The following is a 14969-nucleotide window of genomic DNA, read 5'->3' on the forward strand; positions in this document are numbered from 1 at the left end:
ACACTTGCTTTGAGGATTTTGGATTTATTTAAAAAGGTTTAAAAATTATGGCTAATAGGCGCAATAAAAAACCCGATTCTCGAACAAATCGGGTTTTTTTATTTAAATTTAGATCGCCTGATCGATAGATAGGATCGAAAAACCTACCTATTCAAGAAAGTCTATGAATTGGAGACCTTGATCCAGCTTTTTTTGCGTTGTGACAATAGACAAAGCCCAGCAATTAAACCAATTCCAAGTGTGGCAGAGGATTCAGGTACTGCTTTCACTTCATCGTAGTCATAAGTTACTTTGATACCTGCTTTGGCATAAGTATCAATATAGGATCTCATGTTGCCCGAACCCGTAACTACTGAATTGGCTAAAGCTGAGAACAAAAAGTCTATGTCGCCATTACCAGTGAAAGACTGCAAGAATTGGGTATTGGTGAAAGACTGAGTTGCAGATTGTGTGGCAGTTAAGTTAGAAACAGTCTTTCCAGAGGTGCCACTATAATCAGTAGTACCATCATATTTAGCAGCTTGATAACTCGATATATCTTGTGGATTGAGCGCAAACAGAGACTGATTATTTAGTTTTAAGCTGAGTTGACTAGCAAGATTTACTGTCACCTGAGTCGGGGTTGGACTCCTATTTTCAAAACCTGCATTTCCAAGTATGTCGCCAGTAAAACTTATTGTTACACCCTTGAGTGTACCCAAAGATGAGTCAAATTTTTGGACGCTCAGAGGTGCATCAATGATATTTGTGAAATCGTAATTAGTGGAACTAGTGTATGAGAGAGAAGCTGCATTAGCTGCGCCAGATGTTGCAACAATTCCTGCCAAAGTTGTAGCAGCAGCTAGAGTGTTGAATAGTTTTGTTGTCATGGATAGAAGATGCTTTTCTGAAACGAATCATTACGGGATTACTAACCTATTTCTAACTCTGAAACTTTGCTTGTAGTCTTGATAAATACACGTAACTTTATGTAAAGTTATTATGTTCAAATTCCTTCGATAAATAGACTTTTTGATTGGTACATATAAAGTTTTATTAAGGCAAGAGGTTTTGATAGTGGTAATATTATGTCGAAATATTAAGCTAGTTTTTATTGGTTCCTGAGAAGTAAGCTAGGTCAACCTAATTAAACATAAAACGCTCAGGAGATAGATCCCCGACTTTTGGTGATAAGTTGGGGATCTATTTACTATCCGGTTACTATGCTTATACTCACGTACTTAATTGAGCTGGTATCTCTGCCAAAAGTTGGTTCTACTTCCCTTCCGTACTAAAGTTGCAAATGCGTAAATATAAATTTGTCTAAAATCATACTCAAGAGCAATTGGTACGCAAAAACTGGGCTATTATCGCCAAAGTCAAGCAGAACCAGCATCTGAAATTGCTAACTATGTGACAAGGCTTCTGGCTAAAATAGGGCTATGTCTGAAACTTTGACTTCTGCAACTGCAACACGCCCCACGTTCATCCTCGTAGATGGGCACTCGCTGGCTTATCGTTCATACTTTGCTTTCGCCAAAGGGCGAGATGGAGGACTGCGTACTAAAGCAGGGATTCCTACGAGTATATGTTTTGGTTTTGTGAAGTGCCTGCTGGAGGTAATGGCAACACAACAGCCACAAGCAATGGCGATCGCTTTTGATTTGGCTGAGGCAACTTTTCGCCACGAAGCGGACGAGACTTATAAAGCCGATCGCCCGGAAACGCCAGAAGACTTCATTCCCGACTTAGAAAACCTGCATGAGTTGCTGAATGGCTTCAATCTACCCTTTTTCACTGCCCCTGGTTTTGAGGCTGATGATGTTTTGGGAACCTTAGCACAGCGAGTAACTGCGGCTGGGTATAGGGTGAAGATTCTCACTGGCGATCGCGATTTATTTCAACTAATCGACTCTGACAAAGAAATCACTGTTCTAAATTTTAGTCCAGATGCCTTAAAACGCTCCACAAATAGCATCACAGAATTTGAAGCAGAACAAGTCAAAGAGAAAATGGGCGTTTTACCTTCACAAATTGTTGATTTCAAAGCTCTTTGTGGTGATAAATCAGATAATATTCCTGGTGTCAAGGGAATTGGGGAAAAAACAGCAGTGCAACTGCTGAATACCTATGGTTCACTTGAAAATGTTTATGCTGCGTTAGATGAAATTAAAGGTGCAACTCAGAAAAAACTGGCAGCAGGTAAAGAAGATGCCGAGAAGTCTCGCTATTTGGCAACTATAGTTTTAGATGTTCCGATAGAATTTGATTTAGAAGATTGCAAATTAAAAGGGTTTGATACAAGCGTCTTATCACCAATTTTAGAAAAATTAGAATTCAAGTCTTTTTTAGGCAGGATAAACGACCTTCAGCAGCGTTTTGGTGGCAAAGTTGAAGAAAAGCAAGAAACTAAAACAGACGCAAATAATCCCAAGTCTACTAACTCAGAATTCAGTGGTGATGAAGATAATGATTTGTGGTTTTTCAGTGCTAGTGATACAGCAGCAGTTCCACAACAATCGACTTCTCCAATTACACCACGTATCATCAATACCGAAGCTAAATTAACTGAGTTAGTGAAAATTTTGCAAAAATTCACTAATCTAGAAACACCCGTTGCTTGGGACACTGAAACTACCGCTTTAGAACCAAGAGATGCTGAGTTAGTAGGAATTGGTTGCTGTTGGGGAACGGAACCAGATGAGGTGGCCTATATTCCTGTGGGGCATAAAACTGGAGAAAATTTGCATAAAGATTTGGTGTTAGAAGTATTACGCCCAATTCTCGAAAGTGCGGATTATCCAAAAGCTTTACAAAATGCCAAATTTGACCGCTTAGTTTTCAGGTGTCAAGGAATTAACTTGGCGGGAGTGGTGTTTGATCCCATGCTGGCAAGTTACATTCTAAATCCAGATTCAAGTCATAATTTGATGGATTTGTCGCAGCGATATTTGGGATTGATAGCTAAAAGTTATTTAGATTTAGTTCCTAAAGGCAAAACTATCGCTGATATAGATATTCCCGCCGTAGCTGACTACTGTGGGATGGATGCTTATTCTACCTTTGGTTTAGTGGCAAAATTGCGTGAGGAACTGGATAAATTTCCAGCTTTGTCTAAGCTATTAGTGGAAGTTGAGCAGCCATTAGAAGCGGTTTTAGCCCAAATGGAATATACAGGCGTTCGGATTAATTCAGCTTATTTGCAAGAACTTTCGCAGCATTTAGAAACAGAGTTAGCTAGGTTAAAAGAGCAAGCAACTGAAATAGCTGGGGAAAATTTTAACTTAGGTTCTCCTAAACAATTGAGCCAAATTTTGTTTGAAAAGCTGGGGTTAAGCACCAAACATTCTCGGAAAATACAAACGGGCTTCTCTACAGACGCAGCAACACTGGAAAGACTTCAAGAAGATGATAACACTGGGTTTGTTGAGGCGATTATTGAGTATCGCACTTTATCCAAATTAAAGTCTACTTATGTTGATGCATTACCTGCATTGGTGCGTCCAGATACCCAGCGAGTGCATACTGATTTTAATCAAGCAGCAACATCAACGGGTAGGTTATCTTCTTCTAACCCGAATTTGCAAAATATTCCCATTCGTACAGCTTTTAGTCGCCAAATTCGGAAGGCATTTTTGCCTGAACCTGGTTGGTTAATGGTGGCTGCTGATTACTCACAAATTGAATTACGAATTTTGGCTCATTTGAGTCAAGAGCCGATATTAGTGCAAGCATATCAGCAAAATGAAGATGTTCATACTGTGACGGCGCGGTTAGTATTTGAAAAAGAAAATATCACCTCAGAAGAACGAGGGATGGCAAAAACTATCAATTTTGGCGTGATTTATGGAATGGGTTCTCTCAGATTTTCGCGCTCAACTGGGATAGATAAAAACATTGCCAACGAGTTCATTAAGCGGTTTAATGAACGATATCCTAAAGTTTTTGGATATTTAGAGCGAGTCAAAAAAGAAGCGATCGCTCTTGGTTATGTAGAAACCATTTTCGGTCGCCGTCGTTATTTTGACTTTACTAATAACAGTTTACGTAAATTAAAAGGCAGTAATCCAGAAGATATTGATCTGAGTAAATTGAAAAATTTGGGTGCTTATGATGCGGGTTTATTACGCTCCGCGGCTAATGCACCAATTCAAGGTTCTAACGCGGATATTATCAAAATTGCAATGGTGAGATTGCATGAGGTTTTGAAGAACTATCAGGCGCGTTTGTTGTTGCAAGTTCATGATGAATTAGTGTTTGAAATCCCTCCTAATGAGTGGGAAGAATTACAACTACAAATTAAATCGGTGATGGAAAATGCAGTGCAGTTGAGTGTGCCTTTGCTTGTAGAGGCGCGTGTTGGTGACAATTGGATGGAGACGAAGTAAGTTTAACTGGGGATTGGAAAAATTACATTAATAATTCGTAATTCGTAATTCAACTGATAGCATCATTAGTAATTACGAATTACGAATGCTAATGTTATACCATTCCTACTCATATATGGAATTTTAATATGCATCGTCGCTGGCTCGTATCTACTTTAGCAATTTTGTTGAGTATAGTTTTAGTTGCTTGCACCACTGCAAATACTCAGCAACCACAAACCAAAGTGGAAAATACCACTGAGGCGACTAACACGAACTCTCAACAATTACCAAAAGGATCAGCAAAAAGAGTTGTTGCTCTTTCTTCTCTATCGGCTGATATTATCTCTCGACTAGATGAAACAAAAATTGTTGGAATCACTGGTAGTAAATTATTTAATAATGACTCCAGATTTAAGGATATTCCCCGCGTTAGTGAAGGTCAAAGTCCGCCAAATTTAGAAAAAGTGGTAGCGCTCAAACCAGATTTAGTTATTGGTGCTGAAGGTTTTTCTAATATCCCAATTCAAAGACTTCAGCAACTAGGAATTCCGACTTTGCTCACTAAGGTGAATAGCTGGGAATCTCTAGAAGAAGTTACTAAAACACTTGCTAAATCAATTAATGCCGATCCTCAGCCTTTGTTAAACCGTTACCAAACTTTCTTACCAGATAAACCAACTCAGAGTCCTTCTACTCTAGCACTGGTTAGTCGTCAACCAATTTTAGCGCCAAATAAAAACAGTTGGGCAGGGGATTTGCTAGCGAAGTTTCAGGCGAAAAATATAGCCGCAGATTTACAAGGAAAAAGTCCAGTTGGTGGCTATGTGACGCTTTCGGCTGAGAAAGTTTTAGAAGCAAATCCAGAGGTGATAATTTTAGTTAATCCTCCGCAAGGAAATTCTGAAGTAGCGCTTTTAGATTCTTTGAAAAAGGAAGCTTTTTGGCAGAAATTGCAAGCAACTAAAAATAACCGAGTTTATGTGTTTGATTATTTTGGTCTAGTAAATCCAGGTAGTATAGATGCAATAGAAAAGGCTTGTCAGCAGCTTAAGCAAGCGTTGTTTGCACCACAAGGTACTTAGCTCAATAAATATAATTTAAAATCTTGTTTTAGGTTCTATTTTCAAATGTTTGTCATTCATGAATAGGGGAGGCGGAGCCTCCCAATAGGAATTCACAGTCAGAGACTGGGAACTAGGCAAGAAATATAAAATTGACTGTGCTTTTAATCTTTTGCAGAACTAATTGGTTTTTGTCCAAAGGGGATATTCTTTTTACCTTCACGAGAAGCACCTCCAAGGCTGCGGAAATACAATCCTCCAATGGTGAGCAAAAATGTCACGTATCCCACTGCTTGTACAAGATAGAGGTTGTCTCTATAGCCAAATAAAGATTTGAGAATAATCCCAGGAAACTGTTCGTCAGGCAAGATTGTGGAAGTATTGGAAACCATTGGCCCCAAAATACAAGAGTGGACTTTTGTAAAATGTTCGTAATAGAAACAAAGGTTTTCTGTAGCGCGACTGCTAAGGGCAAGGTTAGCTACAGCTTCGTCAAAGTGTTTCAAGGCTGAAACTACCAACCCAGCCACAATCAACACTAATAAAACGCCCATTACCTGGAAAAATTGGCGGATGTTAATTTTGACGCCCCATTTAAATAGCAGCACTCCAATAGCGGATGCCGTTACCAAACCAGCAATAGCACCCAATGCTGGCATTAATCCCTGTTGAAAATTTGCTGCAACGAACAGAACAGTTTCAAAGCCTTCGCGGACAACGGCAATTAAAATTAAAGTAAAAACACCCCAGCCAGCATTTGAATTTTGTGTCAGCGCTTCTGTTACTGCCCCCTCAACTGTAGCTTTCATGAATCTGGCTTGTTTAGTCATCCAGATTAGCATCCAACTGAGCATTGCGATCGCTAATACACTAAATACACCTTCCAAAGCTGGCTCAACTACGGTGGTGTATTGAGGATTCGCTGCTCCCAGTATTTGAATTATCCAACTGAATAACACGCCTATTAAGGCACTGACGACAACGCCAACGCCGACACCAGCATATACCCAAGAGTTCAGTCGAGATTGTTTAGCTTTTTTTAGCAAAGCTAGCACAATACCAACAACAAGGGCAGCTTCTACTCCTTCTCGAAGTGTGATTACAAAAGTAGGTAGAGCAGTACTAAAATTCATCTTTTGTCCTTTGTCTTTTGTCCTTTGTCATTAGTCCCTTGTCATTAGTCCTTTGTCCTTTGTTTTTGTCTAATGACTAATGACTAATAACAAGTGACTAATGACCAATGACTAAGGACTAATGACTATTAACTAAAATCGCGTAGCATCTTTTTCAGCTCGAGATTATGCATCTCTTCTTGTCCAATCATACCGCGAGCGAATTCTTCAAGGTAAATGCTGGCATTGGTGACAGTTTCGAGCAATTTTTTATACAGATCCAATGCCTTTTTTTCATGGGATAAACTTTCTTCCAAGATATCCTTGACTTTATGCTGGTAGGTTTCTTCCATTGGGGCGATTTTCAGGGAGGGATGCCCATCTAAACCGGTGAGAATTTCTCCTACTTGTTCGGCATGAAGTAAAGATTCACTTGCCTGTGCTTTAAAAAAAGCCACAATCGGAATACGGTTAGGGCCAGTTACCATCAAAGAATAATGTGTGTAGCGCACTACTCCTGCTAGTTCAAATTCCATGATGGCGTTGAGCAGGTCAATAGTCTTTTTATGGTCAAGTTCTTGCATCAGTTGTTAGTTAAAGTAACGAAGGGAGTGTAATTAGTTAGGAGTTAGAAGTGAGGAGTTGGAAGTTAGGAGTTAGTAATTTGGGATTCATAACTCATAATTCATAATTCATAACTCTTAACTCCTAACTCCTAACTATTTTAAACTCCTTAACCTATACTTTCCATTAAATTAAAGTGTTATCGCTGTGCTTGGGTATTGGATTTGTCAACCACTTTTTGAGAGTTTTCCTCAATGGTTTTCACCAGTTTGGTAACATCATTAGGTGTTTTGACTGCTTTTGCTGGTGGGATGGCGGCGGGCCAAACTTTTATGAGTTCAGCGAAACTAGTATCAATCGCTTTGTGCGCTTCGGGATCTGCTTGAGCTACTTGACTAGAAATTCCTTTGTATAAATCATTGGCGTAAACGACAAAACCACGGGAGTCTTGATACTCAATTGGGGCGGTTACTTTACCATCTGCGATCGCCGCGCCATATTCGGAGTTAGCTGCATCTAGTAGTTCGTTAATTACCTGTAGCGTAAATCCTGGTTTTGAGCGTTGATCTGCTGGCAAAGCTGCGATCGCGGAATCAACTGCTTGCACTGAAGAAGTAAAATTAGTTTTAATTTTGCTATCCTTGGGACTAGATTTCACTAAATCTTGCAAACTCACCAAAGTTGTCTTAAATTCTTTGACTTTGCGTTCATTAAGTTGATCTTCTACATCAACGTAAATCTCCTCAACTGGATGCCCAATATGAGGTTCTGCCTGTTTCGGCTGGTTCTGATCGAGCAGTTCTTGTGCTACCAAAAGATGCCCTTTCATTAAGCCTAATTTAGACATATAATCAACATCTTTTGCCTCACCTGTGAGTACCACTTCTTGAACACCAACTTGGTCTTTAATTTGGTCGAACTGTTCTTGAGTAATTACTTTTTTAGTAACTAAATCTTCTGGGCTACCGTAGGGACGATTTGCCTGGATTTTGTTTGATAAAGCCGGGATACCTAGCTTGGCTTCAAACTTATCCAATTCTGACAATATAGCGCTGTTAATGTTAATTTTGTCTTTGCTACCGTGACCACTATGACTGTTACTACTTACTGCCTCTGTAGCGGGAGTGTTAGGAACTGGTGCTGATGGATTTTCTGCGGTTGGTGTATTACTACAAGAACTCAAGGTAACTATTAAGGCTGCTGCTGCTGTTAAACAGATATAACGAAGTTTTATCATCTTTGCTCCTCGCACAACTAAAAAAGGTATTAATTGAAACATTTCAAACTATTACTAGAAAATAGTTTGTTTGACAGATTGTCATAGATTTTACTTTTGCATATAATGAGATTTTTTATCAAATAGTTTGCTAAAATTTTAATAAATTAATTACAAATTACTAATAATATCGTCAGGAACTCTTAACAGTATTTTGAGAGTTGCTCTCAGTAATTACTTCAAATTGACCCATACAACCGTTTTCTGCGATCGCATCTTGATGGGGATGGAACATATACTTACCTGGATAGCGAAAAGAAAATTCTAAGATGTGCCTTTCTGCTACACCCATCGTAATCACATCAGTTTTCTCACTAGGAGTCATACTCATGCCATAGCGATAGACATCAAAGAAGTTGGCATGGAGATGAAACGTCACTGCCGGATCGTATTCAATGATGTTGAGGACATACAGCCGAATCAACTGATCTTTGTAAATGCCAATGGGATGATGCATGTAATAGTGGGGCAAACCATTGAAGGCGTAATAATCGTTATGGCTATCATCATTCACGTCATACCCACCCATCACTAATACAATCTCATCAGCTGGGGGACGGGGAGTCGGTGGATCGATAATAAACATTCCGTACAGCCCCTTAGCGATGTGGCGGGTGACTGGTTCGATATGGCAGTGGTATAGGTGAACGCCATAAGGTTCAGCATCAAATTCATAAATCGTGGCTTTGCCGTTGCTGATGGGGCGAACACCATCCATTTCTGCTGGATGAACGCCATGAAAATGCAAAGAGTGAGAATGTCCCGCATTATTGAGAAATAGTACCCGGATGCGATCGCCCTGTTTTGCCCGTAGCGTTGGCCCTGGTATGCGACCGTTTAAATCCCAGATGTTGTAAGAGACAGCACTATTGAGTTTTATGATGGAAGAACCAGCAGTTAACTGAAATTCCCGGATAGTCCGCCCATTTTCTTGCTTCACCGTCCCATAATCAAAATCCCTTAACATCTTCATTGGGTTAGTAACGTCGTCTGGTGCTGACCTATCGAATGGTGGCACTTTAACGATTGACTTACTTTGTAGATTTAGCATCTGCCAAAGTCCAGCTGCACCAGTTACTCCAGCACCTGCTAGGCCCAGCTTCAACAATTGACGGCGGCTCCAAGGTTTTCCGTTACCTAGAGCGAAGTTGTTGGGCATGACATTTAGTTACAGTTAGCACCAAATAAAGAATTGCAAATATTTTGCAATTGCTTTTAAATATTAGAAGAGTTAATAATTATTGTCAATAATTTATAGTGCTTTAGAACTACTGCGTTAAGTTATTAAATTTAGATCAAATTAAAATCAGTCCGTGAACATTCCAGTCAAATTTTCTAATTTTTATCAGTATTTATCTTTTAAGCATGTATAAATAATCTTCAAATGAAGCTAACTTTTGATGTCTATTTTATTGGTATGCTTATTGCCTTGACAGTACTTAGAATATAAACAACGCGTATAATAGCACCTGGATATGGACGAAACTAAGAGACTGTTGCTATGCTGTGGTGCATTTTATTTACTTAGAGATGAAATAAATTGCATTTCCATAAAATTGTCAGTCCTTACCATTTTTAATTTTTAATTTTGAAGCGTTTATGAGAGCGCCCGCCGATTTAAACTGAGTATTTAAAATGTCTTTGCGAGGTATACAGCGTGCCAAGAATTCTTCTAAAGTCAAAAAGCGGATCACTAATTTTGATAGTGGTTTTGAGCTTTTACCTAGTTATTGGAGCGTCTACACCAGCCTATGCTATGCACATCATGGAAGGCTACTTACCAGGAAATTGGGCAATTTTTTGGTGGATAGTAGCGCTACCATTTTTTGTTTTAGGATTGCGATCGCTGACTCGGATCACCCAAGCTAACCCAGAACTAAAATTACTCTTGGCATTGGCGGGAGCTTTTACCTTTGTCTTGTCAGCGTTGAAACTTCCTTCAGTTACGGGTAGTTCTTCCCATCCCACAGGTACAGGGTTAGGAGCGGTGCTATTTGGCCCTCTGGCTATGTCAGTCCTGGGGGGTCTAGTTCTGTTATTTCAAGCGCTGCTGTTGGCTCATGGAGGGTTGACGACATTGGGGGCAAATGCTTTTTCGATGGCGATCGCAGGCCCATTTGCTGCTTACTGGATATATCATTTGACGATGCGGCTAACTGGTAAGCAAAAAATAGCCATCTTTTTAGCAGCCGCTTTGGGAGATTTACTCACCTACCTTATTACTTCCGTGCAACTCGCTCTAGCTTTTCCCGCACCTGTCGGTGGGTTTATAGCCTCATTTACCAAGTTTGCAGGCATTTTTGCGATTACTCAGGTTCCTTTGGCAATTAGTGAAGGTTTGCTAACTGTATTGGTGTGGAATTGGCTACAATCTTATACACCTCAAGAATTAGAATTTTTGAAATTAATCAAAAGGGAACCTCAACACAATGAAACAGTCTAAAAAAGGATTGAGTAACTGGCTGTTGCTATTAGGAGTAGTGGGATTGGCAGTAGCACCATTAGTATTAATTAAAGGATCAGATTTTAGCGGCGCAGATGGTCATGCTGAAAATGCAATTAAAGAAATTCAGCCCGAATATAAACCTTGGTTTAATTCATTAATTGAGTTGCCCGGTGGAGAAGTTGAAAGCTTATTATTTTCCGTGCAAGCGGCGGGGGGGGCTGGAGTAATTGGTTATGTAATTGGGTTGTATAAAGGGCGATCGCAACATCAAAGGAATAAGGAATGAGTCTGCAAATAGATACCCTTGCATACACTAATCGGTTGCGGTGGTTAGCACCAGAGCAGAAATTACTGTTTGCGATCGCTCTGTTGATCATCGCTGCCTTTAGCCATACCCTAGTTCAAGTTTTGATTGCAGTTTGGATGAGTACTTGGACAATTATATATGCAGGAATTCCTAGCAAAATTTATTTCAAACTAGTGTATGCCGCTAGTTTATTCTGGTTAACAAGCTTACCAGCTTTAGTCATTAATGGCGTAAACATTTCTCACTTACATTTAGTGCAAAATGACTCAGCCGCAGGGTTGAATATTGGCTCTTATTATGTGTATATCAGTATTCACGGTATGGAGCAGGGATTGACAATTTTAACACGAGCGATCGCGTCTCTTTCCTGCTTATATTTCATTATGTTAACTATCCCCTTCACCGAGCTTTTACAAGTTCTGCGTCGTGTCGGTTTTCCTATGCTGTTAACCGATTTATTATTATTGATGTACCGCTTTATTTTTGTTCTTTTAAACATATCTGCCGAATTATGGACTGCCCAACAAGCTCGTGGTGGCTATTGCACTTTTAGAATTGGGATGAAAAGTTTAGCTCTATTAATTGGACAATTGCTCAAGCGAACCTTAGAAAACTATCGCCAAGTATCCTTGAGTTTAGCATCAAGGGGATTTAATGGAGAATTTAAAGTTTGGCATCCTCATCGCTATCATTTATCCAAGCGGTATGCCATCGAAGCAATTATAGGATGTGCATTATTAATAGCATTGGATTGGTATGATCATGCAACAATTTTTACTCGAATTTGAGCAATTATATTACACTTATCCAGGGGCACAGGAATCAGCTTTAAATGGATTAAATCTCAGAATTCCTTCTCATAAAAAATGTGCGCTGATAGGTCAAAATGGTTGCGGCAAAACCACATTATTTTTATTAGCTAACGGTTTATATAAACCTCAAAAAGGCAGCGTGTATTGGCACGGTAAAACTCTAAAATACGATCGTCAATCACTGATGAAATTACGCCAACAAGTAGGGCTAGTTTTTCAAGATCCAGAGCAACAACTAGTAGCTTCTACCGTTGAAGAAGATATTTCTTATGGCTTGTGCAATTTAGGATTGCCAACAGGAGAAATTAAACAACGAGTTGAACAAGCCTTAGCCGAATTTGAACTTACCCAACTAGCACAAAGACCTGTCCATCATCTCAGCTTAGGGCAAAAAAAGCGAGTTTCCATAGCTGATGTTATGGTGCTAAAACCAGAACTACTATTGCTAGATGAACCAACGGCGTATCTCGATAAGCTACATACTCGTAAGTTGATGACAACCCTGAAAAATATTCATGCAGATGGTACAACTATAATCATGGCAACCCACGATCTTGATTTAGTTTATCGTTGGGCAGACTGGATATTTGTCATGGATCGGGGACAACTTGTGATTGAGGGGAAACCGGAGGATGTGTTTACCCAACGTGAAGTTCTCGAAGATTTACAGCTAGGAGTGCCATTGATATATGAGATGCTATTTGCTGAAGTATCAGCCGAAGAAGAACCAGTTTTAGAGCGCTTACGGCAAAGAATGTTGCATCTGTTTCGTAATTCGTAATTCAGAATAGTCATATTTATTAAGTAGAATTTAATTGTTTACAAGATAAGAAAATTAATATTTACTGAGAAATTAAGAAATTAATGCTGACAAAAATTGCTGTTGAAAACATTCTTGAACATGCCTTAATGGGCTATGACTTATCTCCTCAAGAAGGAGTGGTATTGCTACAACAAACTGAGCCAGAGGCGATCGCAGCAATACGTACTACATCAGACACACTCCGCCACACACAAGCAGGTGATACGGTTACATACGTAATTAACCGTAATATTAACTTTACTAATATTTGTGAGCAGCACTGTAGTTTTTGTGCATTCCGTCGAGATGATGGTGATGCCGATGCATACTGGTTAGATTCGGCGCAAATTTTGGAAAAAGCTACAGATGCAGTAAAACGGGGTGCGACAGAAATCTGTATGCAGGGGGGGTTAAATCCACAAGCACTGATAAATGGTAAATCTTTGCCCTACTACCTCAAAGTCGTAGAAACCATTAAACAGGAATTTCCCCACATACATCTCCATGCTTTCTCTCCTCAAGAAGTGCAATTTATCGCCAGACTTGACGGATTGGAATATGCTGAAGTGATTACTGCTTTGCGCGATGCTGGTGTTGGCTCAATGCCGGGAACAGCAGCGGAAGTATTAGATGATGAAGTTAGGCGGATATTGTGTCCAGAGAAGATTGACACAGCCACTTGGCTAGAAATTATCAGCACCGCTCACAAATTAGGCTTGCATACCACCAGCACCATGTTATCTGGGCATATTGAAACCCACGAACAGCAAATCGGGCATTTAGAAAAATTGCGATCGCTCCAAAAAACCGCCATCAATCGGGGATATCCAGCAAGAATCACAGAATTTATTTTATTACCCTTCGTAGGTCAAGAAGCACCCAAATCCTTACGTCGCCGTGTTGGACGCGATCAACCAGTTTTAAGTGATGCCCTGCTATTAGGGGCTGTAGCGCGGATTTACTTAGGTAATTGGATTCCCAACCATCAGCAGAGTTGGGTAAAACTGGGGCTTGCAGGTGCGACAAAAGCGTTAGCTTGGGGTTGCAACGATATTGGCGGCACATTGATGGAGGAGCATATCACCACAATGGCAGGTGCTTTAGGCGGTACGTGTATGGAAGTAGAACAATTGCAAACTGCGATCGCTTCTTTAGGACGACCCTACCAACAACGGGATACTCTTTATCAAAAAGTTATTAGTCGTTAGGCATTGGGCATCAGTGAGAGGTTATAGGTGAAAGGTGATAGGGAATAATCTGTAACCTGTACCCTATTCCCTTCTTCACTCCCTCACTCACCACATATTTGGGTCTGAATCCTAAGGCTTCACGCAATGCTTTAAAGTAATGAGTAAGGAGTAATGAGTGGATGAAAAATGGGTATTTACTCATTACTTATTACTTATTACTCATTACTCCTTCTTAAGAGCGCCTTGAGGTCGGTGAGGATATCAACATTCAATTGATCCCCAAGTTACCAATCCAAGATAGGATGGACGTTGATTTACGTATTCTTTTACTTAATGCATATGAAGCGCTATTGGTCGCGTTTGCTTGCGCTGGTTTTGGTTGTAGCAATCGGCTTAATGGGTTGTTCTGGCAGTCCAGATAGTTTGACTGGGGATTATCGTCAAGACACCTTAGCTGTGGTCAATATTATGAGACAAGCCCTGGATCTTTCACAAGATTCACCAGACAAAGCAGCAATTCAAGCAGAAGCGCGTCAAAAAATTAATGACTTTTCAGCTCGCTACCAGCGGGTTAACTCTGTTTCTGGTCTTGGCTCGTTTACAACCATACGAACAGCCCTCAATTCCCTAGCTGGACACTACAGTTCTTACCCAAATCGTCCCGTACCCGAAAAACTCAAAAATCGTCTAGAGAAAGAGTTGCAGCAGGTAGAGACGGCGTTGAAACGTGGCGGTTAGCTATTAACTATTGCTTACTCCATCATCAATAGTCAGGTGTCAAAACTTTTGATTCCTGACTATTTTGTTTGTCAAGGCAGAAGGCAGAAACTCTTTATATCTGATGCGTAAGTCCTGCATTTTATAGCTCATTTACTTGAAAACTGCTGTCATAATACGAGCCGATGCATTCACATTGAGGGTGAAGTTTTAATATCTACTTCATGCACTGGAAACCGCTATACAAAAATACGGCAACAGAAATAGACCTTTGAGAGTCTTGAAAAAATAGGTTTTAAAACCCTTAGTATTTAACTATATAATTCGATACAC

The 14969-nt window shown here is 39.9% G+C and carries 13 protein-coding genes; 8 read left to right on the forward strand and 5 right to left on the reverse strand.

What is annotated here, in order from left to right; translation table 11 throughout:
• Positions 1-161: 161 nt before the first annotated feature.
• Positions 162-869, reverse strand: coding sequence for a choice-of-anchor E domain-containing protein (locus RMX69_RS15215; RefSeq protein WP_322637940.1), 708 nt, complete (start codon positions 867-869; stop codon positions 162-164).
• A 552-nt stretch (positions 870-1421) separates the two neighbouring features.
• Between RMX69_RS15215 and polA the strand changes: the two genes are divergently transcribed.
• Positions 1422-4367 carry a DNA polymerase I gene (gene polA / locus RMX69_RS15220; RefSeq protein WP_322637941.1) on the forward strand — a complete coding sequence of 982 codons (2946 nt, stop codon included), beginning with the start codon at positions 1422-1424 and terminating at the stop codon, positions 4365-4367.
• Between the two features lie 128 nt (positions 4368-4495).
• The gene (locus RMX69_RS15225) at positions 4496-5431 is read left to right on the forward strand and encodes an ABC transporter substrate-binding protein (RefSeq protein WP_322637942.1); all 936 of its coding nucleotides are present in this window, start codon (positions 4496-4498) and stop codon (positions 5429-5431) included.
• Between the two features lie 143 nt (positions 5432-5574).
• Here the strand turns inward: RMX69_RS15225 and RMX69_RS15230 are convergent, their stop codons facing one another.
• The 4 genes from RMX69_RS15230 to RMX69_RS15245 form a co-directional block, all read right to left on the reverse strand.
• Complete coding sequence (locus RMX69_RS15230) at positions 5575-6543, reverse strand: FTR1 family protein (protein WP_322637943.1); 969 nt, start codon at positions 6541-6543, stop codon at positions 5575-5577.
• Positions 6544-6671: 128 nt separating this feature from the next.
• The gene (locus RMX69_RS15235; protein ID WP_322637944.1) at positions 6672-7106 is read right to left on the reverse strand and encodes a ferritin-like domain-containing protein; all 435 of its coding nucleotides are present in this window, start codon (positions 7104-7106) and stop codon (positions 6672-6674) included.
• A 179-nt stretch (positions 7107-7285) separates the two neighbouring features.
• Positions 7286-8323, reverse strand: a complete 1038-nt coding sequence (locus RMX69_RS15240; RefSeq protein ID WP_322637945.1) for a ComEA family DNA-binding protein — start codon at positions 8321-8323, stop codon at positions 7286-7288.
• Positions 8324-8495: 172 nt separating this feature from the next.
• Positions 8496-9521 carry a multicopper oxidase domain-containing protein gene (locus RMX69_RS15245; protein WP_289797209.1) on the reverse strand — a complete coding sequence of 342 codons (1026 nt, stop codon included), beginning with the start codon at positions 9519-9521 and terminating at the stop codon, positions 8496-8498.
• A 597-nt stretch (positions 9522-10118) separates the two neighbouring features.
• Between RMX69_RS15245 and RMX69_RS15250 the strand changes: the two genes are divergently transcribed.
• From RMX69_RS15250 to psb27, 6 genes are all read left to right on the forward strand, one after another.
• Positions 10119-10805 (forward strand): energy-coupling factor ABC transporter permease, encoded by a 687-nt coding sequence (locus tag RMX69_RS15250; protein WP_289799996.1) that lies wholly within the window; start codon positions 10119-10121, stop codon positions 10803-10805.
• Positions 10792-11094 (forward strand): energy-coupling factor ABC transporter substrate-binding protein, encoded by a 303-nt coding sequence (locus RMX69_RS15255; RefSeq protein WP_322637946.1) that lies wholly within the window; start codon positions 10792-10794, stop codon positions 11092-11094. Before RMX69_RS15250 ends, RMX69_RS15255 begins: the two co-directional genes overlap by 14 nt.
• Positions 11091-11903: a cobalt ECF transporter T component CbiQ gene (gene cbiQ, locus RMX69_RS15260; protein WP_322637947.1), complete on the forward strand. Its 813-nt coding sequence runs from the start codon at positions 11091-11093 to the stop codon at positions 11901-11903. The genes RMX69_RS15255 and cbiQ overlap by 4 nt, the downstream gene beginning before the upstream one ends.
• Complete coding sequence (locus RMX69_RS15265; RefSeq protein WP_322637948.1) at positions 11878-12708, forward strand: ABC transporter ATP-binding protein; 831 nt, start codon at positions 11878-11880, stop codon at positions 12706-12708. The genes cbiQ and RMX69_RS15265 overlap by 26 nt, the downstream gene beginning before the upstream one ends.
• 83 nt (positions 12709-12791) lie before the next feature.
• Positions 12792-13937 carry a 7,8-didemethyl-8-hydroxy-5-deazariboflavin synthase subunit CofH gene (cofH, locus tag RMX69_RS15270; RefSeq protein WP_322637949.1) on the forward strand — a complete coding sequence of 382 codons (1146 nt, stop codon included), beginning with the start codon at positions 12792-12794 and terminating at the stop codon, positions 13935-13937.
• Positions 13938-14252: 315 nt separating this feature from the next.
• Positions 14253-14657 carry a photosystem II protein Psb27 gene (gene psb27, locus RMX69_RS15275; protein WP_190240755.1) on the forward strand — a complete coding sequence of 135 codons (405 nt, stop codon included), beginning with the start codon at positions 14253-14255 and terminating at the stop codon, positions 14655-14657.
• Positions 14658-14969 lie beyond the last annotated feature (312 nt).

The organism is Nostoc sp. EspVER01, assembly GCF_034530635.1.
Taxonomy (GTDB): Bacteria; Cyanobacteriota; Cyanobacteriia; order Cyanobacteriales; family Nostocaceae; genus Nostoc.